This window comes from Spirosoma harenae (genome assembly GCF_054776975.1).
On sequence record NZ_BAAHBD010000002.1, the window covers coordinates 194,618 to 212,477 of the forward strand.

The 17,860-nt window shown below is 44.5% G+C and carries 14 protein-coding genes; 10 read left to right on the forward strand and 4 right to left on the reverse strand.

Features of this window, described 5'->3' with window-relative positions:
• Window positions 1-41 precede the first annotated feature (41 nt).
• From ACYVE4_RS01250 to ACYVE4_RS01275, 6 genes are all read left to right on the forward strand, one after another.
• Window positions 42-452 (forward strand): DoxX family protein, encoded by a 411-nt coding sequence (locus tag ACYVE4_RS01250; RefSeq protein ID WP_460994963.1) that lies wholly within the window; start codon window positions 42-44, stop codon window positions 450-452.
• A gap of 80 nt (window positions 453-532) precedes the next feature.
• Complete coding sequence (locus ACYVE4_RS01255; protein WP_460994965.1) at window positions 533-1,450, forward strand: helix-turn-helix domain-containing protein; 918 nt, start codon at window positions 533-535, stop codon at window positions 1,448-1,450.
• A gap of 183 nt (window positions 1,451-1,633) precedes the next feature.
• The gene (locus ACYVE4_RS01260; RefSeq protein WP_460994967.1) at window positions 1,634-2,515 is read left to right on the forward strand and encodes an NAD(P)H-binding protein; all 882 of its coding nucleotides are present in this window, start codon (window positions 1,634-1,636) and stop codon (window positions 2,513-2,515) included.
• A 136-nt stretch (window positions 2,516-2,651) separates the two neighbouring features.
• Window positions 2,652-4,232, forward strand: coding sequence for a Na+/H+ antiporter (locus ACYVE4_RS01265; protein ID WP_460994968.1), 1,581 nt, complete (start codon window positions 2,652-2,654; stop codon window positions 4,230-4,232).
• A 161-nt stretch (window positions 4,233-4,393) separates the two neighbouring features.
• Window positions 4,394-5,413 (forward strand): SDR family NAD(P)-dependent oxidoreductase, encoded by a 1,020-nt coding sequence (locus tag ACYVE4_RS01270; protein ID WP_460994970.1) that lies wholly within the window; start codon window positions 4,394-4,396, stop codon window positions 5,411-5,413.
• 67 nt (window positions 5,414-5,480) lie between these two features.
• Window positions 5,481-6,284, forward strand: coding sequence for a helix-turn-helix domain-containing protein (locus tag ACYVE4_RS01275; protein WP_460994971.1), 804 nt, complete (start codon window positions 5,481-5,483; stop codon window positions 6,282-6,284).
• Between the two features lie 40 nt (window positions 6,285-6,324).
• Here the strand turns inward: ACYVE4_RS01275 and ACYVE4_RS01280 are convergent, their stop codons facing one another.
• Window positions 6,325-6,915, reverse strand: coding sequence for a Crp/Fnr family transcriptional regulator (locus ACYVE4_RS01280; protein WP_460994973.1), 591 nt, complete (start codon window positions 6,913-6,915; stop codon window positions 6,325-6,327).
• A gap of 131 nt (window positions 6,916-7,046) precedes the next feature.
• Between ACYVE4_RS01280 and ACYVE4_RS01285 the strand changes: the two genes are divergently transcribed.
• Together ACYVE4_RS01285 and ACYVE4_RS01290 are read left to right on the forward strand one after the other, a co-directional pair.
• On the forward strand, window positions 7,047-7,922 hold the full coding sequence (locus ACYVE4_RS01285) for an SDR family oxidoreductase (protein ID WP_460994974.1): 876 nt from the start codon (window positions 7,047-7,049) through the stop codon (window positions 7,920-7,922).
• Between the two features lie 245 nt (window positions 7,923-8,167).
• Window positions 8,168-9,601, forward strand: a complete 1,434-nt coding sequence (locus tag ACYVE4_RS01290) for a vanadium-dependent haloperoxidase (RefSeq protein ID WP_460994975.1) — start codon at window positions 8,168-8,170, stop codon at window positions 9,599-9,601.
• Window positions 9,602-11,206: 1,605 nt separating this feature from the next.
• Here the strand turns inward: ACYVE4_RS01290 and ACYVE4_RS01295 are convergent.
• The 3 genes from ACYVE4_RS01295 to ACYVE4_RS01305 all read right to left on the reverse strand — a co-directional run bounded on the left by ACYVE4_RS01295 (window position 11,207) and on the right by ACYVE4_RS01305 (window position 14,314).
• Window positions 11,207-11,647 carry a hypothetical protein gene (locus ACYVE4_RS01295; RefSeq protein WP_460994976.1) on the reverse strand — a complete coding sequence of 147 codons (441 nt, stop codon included), beginning with the start codon at window positions 11,645-11,647 and terminating at the stop codon, window positions 11,207-11,209.
• 240 nt (window positions 11,648-11,887) lie between these two features.
• Window positions 11,888-12,448 carry an aminoacyl-tRNA hydrolase gene (gene pth / locus ACYVE4_RS01300; protein ID WP_460994977.1) on the reverse strand — a complete coding sequence of 187 codons (561 nt, stop codon included), beginning with the start codon at window positions 12,446-12,448 and terminating at the stop codon, window positions 11,888-11,890.
• 3 nt (window positions 12,449-12,451) lie between these two features.
• Window positions 12,452-14,314 (reverse strand): T9SS type B sorting domain-containing protein, encoded by a 1,863-nt coding sequence (locus ACYVE4_RS01305; protein WP_460994978.1) that lies wholly within the window; start codon window positions 14,312-14,314, stop codon window positions 12,452-12,454.
• Window positions 14,315-14,514: 200 nt separating this feature from the next.
• Here ACYVE4_RS01305 and pyrR point away from each other — a divergent pair, with 200 nt between their 5' ends.
• Window positions 14,515-15,054 carry a bifunctional pyr operon transcriptional regulator/uracil phosphoribosyltransferase PyrR gene (gene pyrR, locus ACYVE4_RS01310; RefSeq protein WP_460994979.1) on the forward strand — a complete coding sequence of 180 codons (540 nt, stop codon included), beginning with the start codon at window positions 14,515-14,517 and terminating at the stop codon, window positions 15,052-15,054.
• Between the two features lie 219 nt (window positions 15,055-15,273).
• Entirely contained in the window at window positions 15,274-17,847 is a 2,574-nt protein-coding gene (locus tag ACYVE4_RS01315) for a DUF5686 and carboxypeptidase-like regulatory domain-containing protein (RefSeq protein WP_460994980.1), read from the forward strand.
• Window positions 17,848-17,860 lie beyond the last annotated feature (13 nt).

Here is a 17,860-nt window from a genome sequence, read left to right on the forward strand (position 1 = left end):
GCGAAGGTATTTACTTTTGAGTCATTATCGAAACGAGAAACATGGCAAATCCGCAAAAAACATCAACCGTTTTACACATTACTCTTTGGGTTGTACAACTACTTTTAGCCCTCAGTATGACCTGGGCTGCCTGGATGAAATTGTTCCAGCCCATCGACACCTTATCGGTCATGTGGCCCTGGACTGGTCAAATTCCTGTTGTGCTGGTTAAACTGAGTGGACTCATAGATTTTTTGGGAGCAATTGGACTGATTTTCCCTACGCTATTCCATATTCAACCAAAACTTACACCCATTGCCGCTGTTTGTATCATCGTACTGATGTTCTTTGCCAGCGCTTTTCATATTATCCGAGGAGAAGCTTCGGTCATTGGCGTAAACATCGTTTTTGCGCTTCTGGCTGCGTTTGTAGTGTGGGGTCGATTTACGAAAGTGCCGATTGTACCAAGATAAAATGGCTACAACTAACAGAGATTCAGCTACAAGCTAGAGATATATGATACAGATCTTTGCGGGATAAACGACCTATAACCATGACTACGAATCAACCACGTCGATTCAAAACGATCAGCGAATTTCATCAATTCAGGGGATTGCCCAAGCCAGAGCATCCGTTGGTCAGTGTGGTCGACGTAGCCAACATGCGGCATTTGCTCGACAAGGAAACGAGCATGGTCTATGATTTTTATTCCATCACGCTGAAACGGAATTTCAATGCCCGGATGAAATATGGTCAGCAGGAATACGATTTCGATGAGGGCATACTGTTTTTTATGGCGCCTGGTCAGGTATTGAAAATTGAAGTGGAAACCGATAAACCATTGGTACATTCGGGCTGGATGTTGCTAATTCATCCTGATTTTCTTTGGAACACGGCATTAGCCAAAACCATTAAGGGCTACGAGTACTTCGATTATGCCGTATACGAAGCGCTGTTTTTGTCGGAGAAAGAAGAAACGATTATTGCTGATATTATGCAGCGTGTCCAGCAGGAATACCATTCCAACATCGATCAGTTCAGCCAGAGCGTAATCGTTGCGCAGATAGAGCTACTGCTAACCTATTCAGATCGGTTTTACCACCGTCAGTTCATTACACGAAAAATTGCGAATCACCAGATTCTCAATCGACTGGAAACACTACTTACCGATTATTTCAACAGCGATGACTTAATCGAAAAAGGCCTCCCAACAGTTCAGTCAGTAGCTGATGCATTAAACGTATCGCCTAACTATTTAAGCGGTTTGCTGAAAATCCTGACTGGGCAAAGTACACAACAGCACATTCACGATAAGCTGATCGACAAAGCGAAAGAAAAGCTGTCCACAACCAATTTGTCGATCAGCGAAATTGCCTATGCATTAGGGTTCGAGCATTCACAATCGTTCAGTAAATTATTCAAAAGCAAAACGGCACTTTCTCCGCTGGAATTTCGGCAATCGTTTAATTAATTAAGCTGAAGTACTTTACCCCTAAATCCTCTGAAGGGGACTTTGCTCGTACATAGACAAAGTCCCCTTCAGAGGATTTAGAGGTATTTAAGCTGCATAACGAAACGGCTACAACAACCATAGATTCGACTACAAGCGCCAGTCCCGGCATTTCGACTTTTGTAGAAACAAAATCGAAAAGATATGAACATCGTAATAACCGGCTCATTAGGCCATATCGGCAAGCCATTGACCGAAGATTTAGTGCAAAAAGAACAATCCATTACGGTTATCAGCAGCAAACCAGAAAAGCAAAAAGATATTGAATCACTAGGCGCAACGGCTGCCATCGGATCGCTGGAAGATGTTGATTTTCTGATTGCTACATTTACCAGAGCCGATGCCGTTTTTTTGATGATTCCGCCCAATTATGCTGAAACAGATGTTGTAGCGTATTATCAAAGGCTGAGTAACAAATATGTACAGGCGATTTCACAGACGAGCGTAAAACGGGTCGTATTGCTTAGCAGCTACGGTGCCCATTTAGACAAGGGTACAGGTTTCATTCTCGGCGCTCACCATGCCGAAGTCATTCTCAATCAGTTGTCGGACGTAGCCATTACCCATCTGCGCGCGGGTTATTTCTACTACAACCTGTTTGGCTTTGTCGATATGATTAAAAACGCCGGTTTTATCGGTACCAACTATGGTGAAGATGATAAGATGGCGATGGTTTCTCCAATCGACATTGCGGCCGTTGCTGCGGAGGAACTCGTAAAACCCGCTACCAGCCAAACCATTCGCTACGTAGCCAGCGATGAACGCACCGCCAGCGAAATCGCCAAAATCCTGGGAATTGCTATTGGCAAACCCGATTTACAATGGCTCGTTCTGACGAGTGAGCAAATGAAAGAAGGTATGGAACAACGCGGTCTGCCTCCACACGTTATTGACAACTTTGTAGAACTGGGTGCCAGCCTGCACAGCGGAGCTCTGCTTGAGGATTACGAAAAACACCCCCCCATTTTAGGCAATGTAAAGCTGGAAGATTTCGCCAGGGAATTTGCGATAGTGTATCAGAAATAACTATTTATTTCCCAAAAACAAGCAAGGTCATCTCAAGCGGGATGGTCTTGTTTGGTAAAACCAATATATTAGTCAACAGAAAGCAGGCCAGATGCCTGTTTTTTTATGTAGTTTCTACACCCAAATTTTCATTTCAATGATTGAACAGGTTACGTTTTATCTGGGTACGATATTGGTCATGGTGTTGCTGATTATCTTGGCTCAACGCCTGAGAGTAGCTTATCCGGTTTTGCTGGTGGTGGCTGGTCTTATTATCAGTTTTATTCCTGGATTACCCATGCTAAAGATGGACCCCGAGCTGGTCTTTATTATCTTTTTACCACCGCTGCTATATGAAGCTGCCTGGTCGAATTCCTGGAAAGAGCTGTGGAAATGGCGACGTATTATCCTCTCATTTGCCTTTCTGGTGGTCTTTGTTACGGCCTTTAGCGTGGCCTTAATTGCGCATCACTATATTCCGGGGTTTACGTTGGCACTGGGCTTTTTGCTCGGTGGTATTGTGTCGCCACCGGATGCGGTGAGTGCGGGCGCGATTATGCGATTTGTTAAGGTGCCTAAACGACTGTCGTCGATTCTGGAAGGGGAGAGCCTGCTCAATGATGCGTCGTCGCTGATTATCTTCCAGTTTGCAGTGATTGCCGTATCTACTGGAAAGTTCGATGCGCAGAATGCTTTGCTTAGTTTTTTGTGGATGGTGATTGGTGGAGTAGGGATCGGTCTGCTGGTTGCGTGGTTGTTTATGAAGCTGCATAAACTACTGCCTACCGACGTCAATATCGATATGGCACTGTCTATTCTTACCCCTTATGCTATCTATATTACTGCCGAAGAAGCGCATAGTTCGGGGGTATTGGCGGTTGTAAGTGGGGGCTTATTGATGTCTTATAATCGGTACAATTTTTTAAGCGGACGTTCCCGAATAAGAGGATTTAATTTCTGGGAAAGCACGTCTTTTATTCTGAACGGTCTGGTATTCATCCTGATCGGACTCGATTTGCCGCAAATTGTTTCAGGCCTGGACGGTACCAGTATCGGGGAAGCAATTCGTTATGGTGTACTCATTACTGTTACCTTAGTTATCGTCCGAATACTTTCCTGCTACGGTGCGCTCATCACTACGCTGATCATGCGAAATTTTATCACCGTTGCTGACAGTGGAAATCCAGGTTGGACAACGCCCATGATGTTGGGGTGGACAGGTATGCGGGGTGTTGTCTCGCTGGCGGCTGCGCTGTCGATTCCTATCCATCTGAACAACGGCGGAGCTGCATTCCCTCAGCGTAACCTTATTCTATTTATTACGTTTACTGTTATTCTACTTACCCTTGTTGTTCAGGGACTTACACTACCATTTGTTATTCGAAAATTCAATTTGGTTGAAAAAGATTACACGAAGCCAGAAGAAAAAGTAGATGCTTTTATTGAAAAGGAGTTCGCTACGTTAGCGCTGCAATACATGCGGGAAAATCTGAACGAGGATGAACTGGCGAAGCCCGTTTATCAGAAACTGATGAAAACCAGTACACATAAATTGTCTACCGACGGAGCGCCGACGGCCTTGAGTGACGCCGTAAAAGAAACATATCGGGGTATTCTGGATCGGCAACGACAATGGCTGGTCGAGAAAAACAGAACCACTATGACGCTCGATGAAGATATTGTCCGCAAACATCTGTACTATCTCGATCACGAAGAAGAGCGCTTGATGTTACGCTAAAAGATTAACCAGCCAAGATCAAAAAGAATACTTGCTTGGCGATCTTTACAATTAATCTGTGTTGGCGAAACATGACAGTTTGAACAAAGCAAAAATGACATTTTAAACAAAGTCTGAGGTGTGCAGACGCTCTACTTTTGTCCCAACAAAATTTTATAATAATGGGACAAACTAATTTTCAGGGAGCATTACAGAAACCAATTGGTTCAGGGTTTAACGCAACATCGACAGCTCACGAAGTCATTGATGGAGTTGATCTTACCGGTAAAATAGTCATTATCACAGGGGGGTATGCGGGTATTGGACTAGAAACGACCAAAACGTTAGCTGCTGCGGGAGCTACGGTAATCGTTCCGGTACGGGATAAAGAAAAAGCGCAAAAGGCGCTGGCAGACATTCCCAATGTGGAACTGGCGATGATGGATCTAATGAATCCGGCTTCCATTGATGCCTTTGCCGAAAAATTTCTGGCTTCGGACCAACCTCTTCATTTACTCATCAACAATGCTGGTATCATGTGGGTACCGTTGCGTCGGGACAGCCGAGGGTATGAATCGCAATTAGCTACCAATCACGTAGGCCATTTTCAACTGACAGCAAGATTATGGCCTGCTCTTAAAAAAGCAAAGGGAGCCAGAGTTGTAAATGTGTCTTCATTTGGTCACCAAATAGCGCCTTTCAATTTCGACGATCCCAATTTTGAACGCCGGGACTACGATACACTTCAAGGATACGGACAATCGAAAACGGCAAATAATCTGTTTACAGTTGAACTGGACAGTCGCGGACAAGCCTTTCAGGTAAGGGCATATTCGTTGCATCCCGGCTCTGTTAATGGCACTGATTTGGGCCGTGAAGCGCCCATGACGTTGTTTCAGCAAATGGGAACGCACGATGAGGAAGGTAACATCGTTCCGGAAGTAGCAAAAATACTAAAGACCATTTCTCAGGGTGCAGCCACAACGGTTTGGTGCGCTACAAGCCCTCTACTAGCCGAAATTGGTGGGGTGTATTGCGAAGATGCGGATATTGCCGAACTGGATTTAGGCAACATCGAGCATCGCTACGATGAACTGGCTACGTTGCGAGGAGTACAACCGTATTCGCTAGATGAAACCAATGCAAAACGGTTGTGGACCCTCAGCGAAGAAATGACAGGCATATCGTTTCCGGTTGAATAACAGCAGTTTTTATGGTTCTTTCGCAAAGGAAAACCCTATCTAACGATACATTGAGAAGTTAACCAGCATGGATTTTCAAACGCAATACATAACCCCCGACATCAAGCTTTCCTGCTTCGAGGATAAACTGTTTAAAACAGAGGTGTCGTTTGATTATCACATGCTGGTATGGTTCATTTCGGGTGAAACAAAGATTATTCAGGCGGATGCTGTGTACTTGTTTAAACCGGGCGATATTTTCTTAATTCCCCGTAATCAGCTGGCTACCATTATTAATTATCCGAAAGATAACCTGCCTCACAAAGCCGTTGCCATGCATTTAACGACAGATCGGCTGAGAAACTTTTATGCTAATCTGGACATAAAGCCCCGCATCACATCGTCGCCGGGAATCCGACTCTTTCAGCATCATCCCTTGCTGACAAGTTGTCTGGCATCGCTGTTGCCTTACTTTGATATGCAGGAAACGTTCCCGGAGACGATTGCTGCCTTGAAATTGACCGAAGCCATAAGCATCCTTAGAGCCGTTGATTCAACTATTGATCAAGTACTCGCCAATTTTGACGAGCCGGGGAAAATTGATTTGGCCGATTTTATGGGCAAAAACTTTATGTTCAATATGTCGCTGGAAAAATTCGGCTATCTGACTGGGCGTAGCCTATCGACGTTCAACCGGGATTTTAGAAAGCATTTTCATAGTACACCCCAAAAGTGGCTTACTCAAAAGCGTCTGGAATTCGCTCATTATCAGCTCACTCAAACGAAGAAAAAACCTGTCGATGTTTATTTGGAAGTAGGTTTTGAAGACCTGTCGCATTTTTCATTCGCCTTCAAAAAACAGTTCGGCTATCCACCAACTCAGCTAGTATAGTCATTCGGGCAGATGAAACGCTGAGCCTGTCTATTGAGTCTTAACCTTTTTCAGCCACAAGCCGTCCTTGCCTGATTCGGGTGAGTGTTTCGCGGGATACGCCCAGATAGGAAGCCACCATATGCAAGGGCACTCGTCGGAAAATATCGGGATAGGTGTCGATGAAATGTTGATATTTTACCTCCGCGCTGGCACTGATAGTCAATAGAATTCGCTTTTGAGAGACACCTATACTTTTATTTATCATCTTCTCCGAAAATGAGTTTATCTCAGGAATGGTCGTGCGTAGGGTTTCGAAATCGTCGTGACTCCACAGTACCACGTCACTGGCTTCAAGCGCGTCAATATTCAACTCGGAGGGTGTGCGATTAAAGTAGCTGTCGGGGTCTGTGAGCCACTCGTGTTCAGAAGAGAATTTCATGATATGTTCACTTCCGTCGGCAGCTATACCATACGTTCTGAGCAGACCCCGTAATACGAATATTTTCTGTTGACAAACTTCGCCTTCATGCAATAGCATTTGTCTTCTACGTACTTTCCGGATAATCGATTTCGAACAGATCAACTGCATTTGCTCGCCGGTAAGCCCAGGTTCGTACTGTCGGAGGTATTGCTCGAAATCGTCAAACATGATAAAAAGAAGGGTAGTCGTGAAGCTAAACGAAAAATACGATAAAAATGTCCTCAAAAAATTGAGTCAAATGCCCTCGCTCTTCAGCTCTATGTCCCACTAGTTTTGTGTGACCAACAAAGGAAAACTATATGAGAGTATTTGTGACCGGGGCCTCCGGATTTATCGGCTCCGCTATCGTACAGGAATTAATAACTGCCGGACATCAGGTCGTTGGCCTTGCCCGTTCAGATAAATCGGCAGAAGCCCTCTTCAAAGCAGGGGCTGACGTGCTAAGAGGAAGTCTCGAAGATCCCGACAGCTTAAAAAAAGGCGCTGCTGAAGCGGATGGCGTTATCCATACTGCATTCATTCACGATTTTAATCAATACCTGGCTGCTGCCGAAACGGATAAGCAGGCCATTGACGCAATTGGTTCCGTTTTAGCAGGTTCTGACCGTCCGTTTATTGTAACTGGTGGTATTTTAGGATTACGAACCGATGGTAATTTCATCACCGAAGACGATCCTGCCCCAGGTTTCCCCCGGGCTTCAGAAACAACGGCCATAGCACTGGCAGATGCGGGCGTCCATGCATCGGTTATTCGGTTACCACCTTCTGTTCACGACGCTGGCGATCAAGGTTTTGTACCTTTTATTATTAATACAGCCCGGAAGAAGGGTGTGTCGGCTTACGTAGGTGATGGTAGCAACCGCTGGCCGGCTGTACACCGATTGGATGCCGCTCATCTTTTCCGGTTGGCATTAGAAAAAGGTGCAACTGGGGCCAGATACAATGCCATCGGCGATGAAGGTATTCCGGTACACGAAATTGCAGAAGTGATTGGCAAGCACCTAAATGTGCCAGTCGTTTCTATATCACGCGAGGAAGCAGCTGGTCATTTCGAATGGATGAGTCGTTTTATCGTTTTCGACAGCCCGGCAGCTAGCCCAAAAACAAAGTCGCAGCTGGGTTGGGAGCCAACGAATACGGGTTTATTGGAAGATCTTGCCAAGCATTATTTTTAGGTCAGGTCCTCCCAGTTGTTGGCTCTTTCGCACTTGTTGTGGTTGGTTATGGGTTAATGGATCTGTTTATTTTCTACACTTCCTACGGTAATTATACCACATAAAGTGTGAATCTGTCTGATCTAGCCTTGGCATATATATGCCTTTATAGTTAAAATATCGGTGTTTAATTGATGTTTCTATTTACTCTGTCTGGCATATTTTTTGTCTGCGTACCTATACTTTAGGGATAAAAGAGTAATGTAATGAAACACTTTTTTCGTATTTGTGTATTTCAGGTTTGTTTAGTTTTTAGTCATTGGTCGATTGCCCACGCTCAATCAACGCAGACAGAAACATCACCTACTTCAGTTGCCACAACTTGGGCTGACATGACTGTGCGCATCATGACCAGAGCTCCCAAAAATACACCAACGTATGGATCTCGGGCTATAGGGTACATAGGGCTGACCATGTATGAAACTGTTGTTCAGTCGTCGCCCAAAAATCGATCAATTGTTCGGCAACTGGTCGATACGCTTACGTTGCCCAAAGTGAACACAAAGCAGTCATATTGTTGGGAATTAGCTCTTAACGCTGGACAGGCTTACATACTGAAAGCGCTCTACGAATACACCGATAAAACAAAACCGATTGACTCTTTAGAGCAGATTATTCATGACCAGTATGCTGTCAAGTTTAGCCCGGATGTCGTTGAGCGATCGGAAAAATATGGCAAAGCCATTGCCGCTAAAATTTACCAATGGTCGAAAAGTGATGGTGGCCACGAAGGATATTTGCGGAACTTCCCCACAGATTATGTGCGACCAACTGGGACAGGATTATGGGTACCACCCGTAATTGGCCAATCCAATACGAAAATTCCGATGCATCCAACCTGGGGAGATAATCGAACCTTTTCCCGGAAAAACCGAGCATTACCCCTGCCGAAGCCATTAGAGTATTCGACTGATACGACCAGTTTGTATTACAAATCCTATAAAGAAGTGGTTGATCGTAAGATAGGCCTTACAGATACCGAACGGGCCACTGTGATGTGGTGGGGAGACGATCCAACGGAAACATGCTCGCCCCCTGGTCATTCCTACAATCTGGGCAGTATTGCCATCCGCAACACCAATACTGATTTGATCAAAGCCGCTGAAACCTATGCGCGAATAGGTATGGCGGTGGCTGACGCATTCATTATCTGCTGGAAAGTAAAATTTACGTTCAACGCTGAACGGCCTTCTTCATACGCTCAAACTATCATTCGGGCTAATGGAAGGGATGGCAAGTGGTGGCCTCAATGGTTGCCGTTCTTTCTGGAACCGCCATTTCCTACGTTTTATTCGGGTCATGCAGTACAGTCGGCCGCTACCGCTGCTGTATTGACCGAGTTATACGGTACTAGTTTTTCGTTTACGGATGATACGCATGTACATCGCCCTGAGCTCAAATTGGTAACCCGGAAAGAATTACCCAATAATCCAACACAAGCGGACTATGCTGACTACTTTAGTCCGGTTACCTACACGGTAAAATACGAACCCCGGCATTATAAATCGTTTTGGGCAGCAGCTCAGGAGTGTGCTGAATCCCGATTGATGGGCGGTATTCATACGCGCTACGATAACGAAGTGGGCCTGGCCGAAGGTACTAAGATTGGCAATAATATTAATGCATTACGCTGGAAATAAACGTTTTTGCTTTTTTTATACGTAAGCTAATTGTCAAAAGTCGCTCTTAAAAGGGCGACTTTTTCAGTTCAATGTATGGTGAATTTGGTACAGGTAATACGGGCGGCAAACAATACATTATCACTATTAGGAATAGGTTGAACCTGTGGATATCCGTATCTGAGATGCTACAGAATGTGGAAATAACCCTACAAAATAGACGTGTAAAATCAAAGCAACTACTATTTTTTATTTCTTAATTGTCAGATTATCAGGCATGTATGTTTATTTACATAGACTTGGCACAATTTAGGCAATATACTTTTCGGCAAGCAAGCCTTTGGATTCAGTTGATCGCTACAATGAGTAGCTCCTATATAGATCGAATTCAATATACTCAACATTATGAAAAAGAAAAAAGCCACCGCTAAGCATAGCGATGGCTTTTTCATGTAAAACAGATAATCAATTGAACAATGGCCGGGTGGCAAGCTGAAAAGGTTTCTATTTGGATGCCTGCCAGGTAATATACAAAGCTGCAGCCGTGCAGCTAATTGAGGCTAGAAAGGTCATAGTACCCAACAGCAAATAAAATCCTGACATAAACCTAATACTGATCAGCACTAAGAATATGGCTGCCAGGCAAAAAACAGGAAACAGATAATGCAGAATTTTAGGAAGCATATACATAGGGGTGTGAATAGGCAAATAGAACCAAAATGAGTGATCTTCTTGAAAACCAGCCTGAAAGCTATAAGTTAAGTTATAAATCAGCGCCCAAGCTGGTAGAACCGGTTTCGGCAAACAACGCATCGAAAACCTTGTAGCGGGAGGAATCCCAGTAGCCAACGAACTAATGTAGGACGGGGTATACGATCAGGAGATTTATCGCCACAGGCAGGGCACGAACCTTTAATAGATACTTTTCTATATAGGATGTACAGAAACAGCAATAAAGCAACAATTGCCAGGAATAGTAATAATTGTCTGGGAATGAGCATGATAGATTGGATATAGGTCACTGTGTAGACTTATAAAAAACTTTTTAGGTCACAGTTCGCCACAACAAAAAATCATTAAGAGAAGGGGCTTTCATTAAATAGTGAGGTAATAGACCAATGAATATCTGAAATGCAGATACTGACTGATCTGAAAGGAAGAGTGCCAAATTTACCTAGCCAGTTATCTGTTGAAAAACCAGCCTGAATTTACGAATCATCAGTTCCTTCTCCCGCCCCTCAACAGTAAGTGGAGCAATGTTAACAGCTGGAGAATGCCTTTTGGTCTCTAGACAATCCGATGTGTTAATAGCACTTTTACGAAGTGGTGATTGAGTAAAAGTGTGAGCTAAAGGGGCATTAGGAGTAGCGTCTTAACCTTATCGTGTACACAACTTATCGGCTCTTTTGCGCCCTGATCCAATTAAACCTGTTTTGACGGCTGTGGAAAGCCAAAAGGAAGTAGCCAAAAGGCGTTTATAATCCCCTAAAAAGAGATAAGGTTCCCTGATCATCGCAGAGAACCTTATGCTGACTATTCCTAAACCCTTAACCTTTTCTACATGAAAAACTAACTTTTACTCTTTTCTGTTCCAAATCCCGTTTTTAATGCAGGATTTGATTTAACTTATTGGATGTCAGCAGCTTGGTTGATGGATTGATTCGCATCCCAAAGGAAATTGATCATCCGAGCTGTGTATTTAGCCTGATTCACCCAATTATTGGCGTTTGCATCTTTATGCTTGGCCAATTTATTCGTTACCTGAGCTACAGATTCGTTGAACTTAGCCTGATCAGCAGCGCTCATGTTAAGCACGGCGGCTGGGTTTTGGTTGTACAACGAGACTACGCTCATAAAGTTTTGCCAGTTGGTAGTATTAGCCAGCTTGGCAACGTTTTGTTCAACATACGAAGCAAATTGCTTCTGTGAACCATTGACAAGCAGTACACTTGCCGGCTTGTTGGCTGCCGGGCTATCATCAGTGTTGGTGGTGGTAGCCGCGTCTGCCTGAGAAATCGCTAACCCTAATCCAAGAATCAGTGATGCAAAGATAACACGCGTTTTCATTGTTTTGTTCTATTTGGTTTTGATTATTGAACGCACAAATGTCTATAGAAATTCCAAAACGACAAAACGCTATAATGGCCTGATTTAAAATTTTATTCCGAATTTTGTGCTGTTTTTACCTATAATTCCTGACTATTAAAACTTTTTTATGTTTAAATGAGAATAATATTCTGCCTAGGTAATATGTCATCTCTATAAAATATGCCTTAATAAAATTATAAAATTCTTTAAAAAGTTATATCATTGGTTGTAATTATTCATGGTCGCTTGTATTCCCAAAGTACAAAAAGTAAGTGCAGCATCACCTGCTCGGTCCAAATAGTCTGGTAATTGGATCATTTCGTCTTCTGGAAACTGCCCTAATACGAAATCAATCTGTCTTCCTTTCGAGAAATTCGATCCAATACCGACCCTTAATCGAGCATATTCCTGCGTTGCCAATACTTCATCGATATTCCGTAATCCATTATGCCCACCCGGCGACCCTTTGGGTTTCAGACGCAATTTGCCAAAGGGTAAATCTTTATCGTCGGTAATAACCAACAGGTTCTCAACGGGTATGTTTTCCTGCTTCAAATAATAGTTGACTGCCTTGCCACTAAGGTTCATGTAGGTGGTTGGCTTGACAAAAAATAACTGTTTGCCTTTGTATTGCCATTTGGCCGTATACGCCAGCCGGGTCATTGAAAAGGAGAACCCATGTTGAGCGGCCAGTCGATCAAGAACCATAAAACCAGCATTGTGTCGAGTAAGTGCGTATTCAGGGCCAATGTTGCCTAGGCCTACAAGGAGAAATTTCATAAATCAGTTAGTCAATAAGGCAATCGATTCGTGGTAGCTGGTTTGCGTACCATCAGGGAATAAACAGTCCAGTCGATATGTATAAGTTCCACTAGGACTTAACTGCCCGCTTTGCTGACCATCCCAAATGGTTTCGCCACTTGACAATGCAAAATTGGCACGATTGTAAATAACCGTGCCCCATCGATCGTAAATTGTAAATCGCAGAACGGTCAGTTGAGGAAAGGCAAAATAAGCTTTTAGCTCGTCGTTAACGTTGTCACGATTTGGGGAAAAAGCGGTTGGTAGGTGAACCAGATTGGCACAATCGAGGGGAATTTGAACGCTCTGCGTAAGGATGCAATTGTTAGAATCTTTTACAGACAGCACATAATCGCCACCTTTCAATTCAGAAAAAATAGTGGTATCCCGAAAAGAGGTGCCATTGAGCGAATAGAGCTGGTTCGATGAATTGTTGACTTCAGTAATCATAAGCGCACCATTTTGTAGCCCGCAACCTTCAGGCAAGGTGGCCAATTCAGGAATAGTTGGCCCGGCGCTTGCCGCTACATTAACTGATTCAGTAAGAGTACAACCATCTCGGTCACGAGCCTGTAACGTGTAAGAACCCCCTTCCAAACCTGTGAAAAAGGCATTATCCTGGAAATTCTGACCATCCCTGCTATATTGAATAGGAATCTTTCCTCCCCATACGGTTAAACTGACCTGTCCGTTCGCTTGCCCACAGGAAGTAGGCGTCACGGCTGAACTCGCAACCGTCATAGGGGTTATTGTCGGTAAGCTGGTCACGCGATTCGTTTCGCATCCGTTGGCGTCGCGCGCCCGGAGCGTATAGGTGCCACCCGGCAGTTTCGTAAATGTAGGACTGGACTGATACGAAACGCCGTAATTGATTGAGTAGGTCATTGGCTCTTTTCCCCGCGATGTGACTACGGTCACTTCGCCACTGGCTGTTTCGCAGCGGGGAGAAGTAGTTTTTAAATCGCTAATGAGCGGACCTGAATCAGCGGTAATGTCAACCGTTTGGGTCGACTGACAACCGTCGGTATCCTTTGCTACTACTGTGTAAGAGCCGGGACGTAAGCTCGTAAATATAGGCGTTGCCTGAAATGCCCCGCCATTCAAACTATATTGTAAAATAGCTAACCCTGAAGAACTCATCTCGATAGAGCCATTCTCTTTGTTGCAACCCGTATTCGCAGATATTACTTTGAACGTTGGTTCTTTAATCGTAATGGTGATCGGAATGGGCGGACTTTCGTTATTATTGAGTGTTTGCGTAATATAGAACGTGGTTGTCTGGGCGATTTTGGGGCTGTATGTATTGCCAGTGGCCAGCAGGGTTGTTTTGGCCGCCGACGTATACCAGCGGATGTTCCGGCCGGTAACGGCTAAATTAATCGGTGTCTGTTTGCAGTATACCGTGTCTGACTTCAGCGTGATTCGATAGAGTTCCATCGTTCCTCCACCTTCAGTTATACAGGTGGTGCCGTTTACAATATTTTCATACGGACCAATCAGGCTTTCATTGGCGGCATTGTAGGTGAGTTTACCCATCCAGAAACAAACATCTTTAACGGCAGTCCCTCCGTTTTTGTCGGCCTCTCCAAACGTGACGATTTGATTGGCCAGAGTTCCTGATACATAAACGACTCCACTAAACGGTACATTGGGATTGGAAGTCTGTGCTGTGCCGCTAATCGCAACATTCGATTGCGTGAGCGTCATGGTGTAGTTAAAAACCTTTTTACCAATATCGCTGGAGGTTGTAATACCTAGCCAGTGACCCGATACGTTCTGGGCCTGCGTAGTGCTAAACGCACTTACAAGTGCCAGAAAGAGTAAAGCCGTAAGGATTCGGTTCATAGCTCCTGATGGTTAGAAAAACGAAGAGCGATATTACAGAACGGCTAAGGTAGTAACAATACTGCATTTGTATGATTTATCGGTATCCTAGTCGATAATCATTAGTCGGTAGTCGTTAATAAATAGTTAATAGTGACTGATAGGTACTGACTGACGACTATTGACTAATGACTATCGACTAGAATACTTATTTTTACCCCATGAATCAACAAAGACTGATTTTATCTAGCCCTTTACTCGAAATTGTGATCAGCCGACTGGCGCAGCAATTAATTGAAACCTATCAGGATTTTTCGGATACGGTTATTCTGGGTATGCAACCGCGCGGTATTTATTTTGCCGATCGAGTAGCCCGTGAACTAGACCGTACGTTAGGGCATTCGGTTCCCCTGGGTTATCTGGACGCTACCTTTTATCGTGACGATTTTCGTAGGCGCGATACGCCCTTGCGACCGAATACGACCAATGTTCCTTTTATTATTGAAAATAAGCGGGTTATTCTGATCGATGATGTCCTGGCGACGGGCCGTATGGTGCGGGCCGCCCTTGATGCCATGACTGCCTTTGGACGTCCGAGAAAGGTAGAATTACTCGTGCTGATTGATCGGCGATACAACCGTGACCTTCCTATTAAACCCGATTATACAGGCAAGCGCGTCAATACGCTCGAATCGCAGCAAGTGTTGGTTGAGTGGACGGAGCAGGGTGCTGAAGCGGATCGGATCTGGCTAGTTGGCTAAGCCTGAAGCAGTTCCCGAAATGAGTGAAGCAAAGTAGGAATCATCCTTTTTATGTAAACGGTTTCTTTGATTTCCTACTACTTTGGTCTAGTAAACAGAGAAAATGTAACATAATTGACTAAAGTATTAATAGTTAGGGATTTATTTATAAGGGTGTATAGTATTTTTTACTTAAGTATTGGCAAGTTTTTTGTAATTTAGCAGACCGTAACTTTAACTATGAAACGTCTGCCTCAACTTCTATTTTTTCTTTTCAGTTTAACGCTTGCTAATACCTTCCAGTCCGTATACGCGCAAACACCGTACACCGTCACTGGGTTAGTCACTGATGCGAATACAGGCGAACCGATTCCTTTTGCCAGTGTTGCCCTAGTAGGGCGCAAGGTGGGTACGCTAACCGATGAAAAAGGCCGATACACGCTGGCCGCTAAAATCCTGACCGATTCGATGGCAGTTAGCTCAATGGGATATAAAACCCTGCGACTGCGAATTGATCCCGAACGTACTTCCCAAGCCGTCGATTTTAAACTGGCATCAACCGGTACGGCTTTGTTGGAAGTCACCGTGAAAGCGGGCGAAAACCCCGCCTGGCGTGTTCTTCGGCAATTGCGTAAAAACCGGTCAATAAACGATCGGAAACGACTGTCAGCCTACGAATATGATAGCTATGTAAAAACCGAAATCGCCCTGAGTCATGTCTCAGATCGTATGCGGAAAAATCCCCTTATCAAGCGGATTAATGAAGCAATGAGCAAACATGACTCGATTGTGGACGATGAAGGCCATAAACTTCTGCCACTTCTGGCTTCCGAATCGGTATCGAGATATTATTATAGGGCCAGCCCTGAGCGCAAACGGGAAGACATTCGAAAAACACGAATTAAGGGAGTTGCGGTCGATGACGCGGGATTGAGTTCGCAATTACTGGGGGGAACCAATCTGGTTAACCAGAATTTCTACGACAATTACATTCCGATTCTGGGAAAGGATTTTGCTTCGCCAGTTGGTGATAACTGGAAAAACTGGTATGAATTCTATTTGGCCGATACTACCCAAATTGGCGATCATATCTGTTACGAAATTCAGTTTGATCCCAAACGCCCTGAAGATTTGGTCTTCACGGGTAAAGCCTGGATTGATACAACAACATTTGCCCTTTGTCAGATTGAAACGAAAATCGGCAAAGGGGCTAACCTGAACTACGTTCGCTCGCTAACCATCGAGCAGGAACTGGAATCGACTCCCGATTCTACAGGCGGAACGGGTACGGCGGGTTGGTTACCCGTCAGCATTCATTTGAAGGCCAATCTGACGGGCGTAGGTAAACAGTCGCTTGGATTACAGGCTCAGGTAACGCTGCGGAATGGGAATATTGTTGTGAACCGACCTCATCCTTCCGCTTTTTATGAACAGGCTATCGAACCCAGCGATACAGTAGCTACGCAGAATGAGGCCTTCTGGAGTTCTGTCCAGAAAAATCTTGCTGGCTCTGACTCATTGAATAAAGAAGATCAGAAAACCCGCGAAATAATTGGAAAACTACGGGCTGTGCCTGCCGTTAAGAAAGCTGAAGCAATAGGACAGGTGCTGGTTACTGGTTTTTATAAGGTAGGTGGGTTTGACCTTGGTCCTTATCCTTATCTGTTTGCGATCAATAGCGTGGAAGGATTACGAACCCGCATCGGTTTCCGAACCAACGAACAGTTCAGCCGAAATTGGGTACTTCGTGGCTACCTAGCTTACGGAACGGAAGATGAGAAATTCAAGTACGGGGGCGAAATCAATTATATTTTTTCGAAGCAACACTGGACCATGTTGGGGGTTCGACTCCAGAATGACCTGGAGCGATTGGGATTAACCCCTGAATTAATAGGTGGGAACCGGATTTTCTATGCCTTTAGCCGATTTGGGCGCTATCGGGGTGGTTACCAGAGTATTCAGAAAGAAGCGTTTTTTAAAACGGAACCAGTGAAAGGAATACTGCTCACCGCTTCGATAGGCAGTAAGACGTTCGATCCGCTTTTTCCATTCCATTATCGGTTGCAGCCTGAATTAGGCGATCAATCGCCATTGCGATCCGATATTTACGACGCCTATTGGTCAATTGAAGCGCGACTGGCCCGTAAAGAGAAATACATCATGGATGGTAACGAGCGCATTACACTCGGCACCAAACGGGCTCCTGTACTGACAATCCGCTACACCCGTGGTATGCAGTCGTTAGGTGGGGAGTATAATTACAGCCGAATAAATATACGAGCGCAACAATCTCTTCGATTAGGGCCACTCGGTCGGATGACGTATCTGCTTTCGGCTGGTTTTACGCCAGATGTTATGCCTGCGCCAATGTTGTTCCCACATATTGGTAATCCAACTCCTCTGCTGACAACCAACACGTTTAACCGAATGCAGTTCTACGAATTTGTCAGCGATCGATTTGTGGCCGTTCACATACAGCATCGATTTGAAGGGTTGTTATTCAACCGGTTGCCGGGTATTCGAAAACTTAACTGGCGATTAATTGGCAATGTGGATGCGCTTTGGGGAAGTTTATCAAAAGAGAATCAGGCAGTTGCTACCGGTAGACCCTTGCCTGATGGCGTTCGGCCAATTTATTTTGGCGCCCTCGACAGTGGAATTCCTTATTTGGAAGTTGGGTACGGTATTGATAATATTTTCAAACTCATTCGTATTCAGGCCATTCACCGATTAAATTACCTGGATGCAGCGGGCTTAAATGGTATTCCGCTTAATTCTTTCGCGCTGAAAGCTTCCGCTACAGTTAGCTTCTAAATTAGCCTGGATA

Coding starts and splice junctions, on each gene's coding strand:
- ACYVE4_RS01280 (WP_460994973.1), bottom strand. CDS start 6,915: ATGTTTGACGATTTCGAGCAATACCTCCGACAGTACGAACCTGGGCTT.
- ACYVE4_RS01250 (WP_460994963.1), top strand. CDS start 42: ATGGCAAATCCGCAAAAAACATCAACCGTTTTACACATTACTCTTTGG.
- ACYVE4_RS01305 (WP_460994978.1), bottom strand. CDS start 14,314: ATGAACCGAATCCTTACGGCTTTACTCTTTCTGGCACTTGTAAGTGCG.
- ACYVE4_RS01315 (WP_460994980.1), top strand. CDS start 15,274: ATGAAACGTCTGCCTCAACTTCTATTTTTTCTTTTCAGTTTAACGCTT.
- ACYVE4_RS01290 (WP_460994975.1), top strand. CDS start 8,168: ATGAAACACTTTTTTCGTATTTGTGTATTTCAGGTTTGTTTAGTTTTT.
- ACYVE4_RS01275 (WP_460994971.1), top strand. CDS start 5,481: ATGGATTTTCAAACGCAATACATAACCCCCGACATCAAGCTTTCCTGC.
- ACYVE4_RS01265 (WP_460994968.1), top strand. CDS start 2,652: ATGATTGAACAGGTTACGTTTTATCTGGGTACGATATTGGTCATGGTG.
- ACYVE4_RS01255 (WP_460994965.1), top strand. CDS start 533: ATGACTACGAATCAACCACGTCGATTCAAAACGATCAGCGAATTTCAT.
- pth (WP_460994977.1), bottom strand. CDS start 12,448: ATGAAATTTCTCCTTGTAGGCCTAGGCAACATTGGCCCTGAATACGCA.
- ACYVE4_RS01270 (WP_460994970.1), top strand. CDS start 4,394: ATGGGACAAACTAATTTTCAGGGAGCATTACAGAAACCAATTGGTTCA.
- ACYVE4_RS01285 (WP_460994974.1), top strand. CDS start 7,047: ATGAGAGTATTTGTGACCGGGGCCTCCGGATTTATCGGCTCCGCTATC.
- ACYVE4_RS01260 (WP_460994967.1), top strand. CDS start 1,634: ATGAACATCGTAATAACCGGCTCATTAGGCCATATCGGCAAGCCATTG.
- ACYVE4_RS01295 (WP_460994976.1), bottom strand. CDS start 11,647: ATGAAAACGCGTGTTATCTTTGCATCACTGATTCTTGGATTAGGGTTA.
- pyrR (WP_460994979.1), top strand. CDS start 14,515: ATGAATCAACAAAGACTGATTTTATCTAGCCCTTTACTCGAAATTGTG.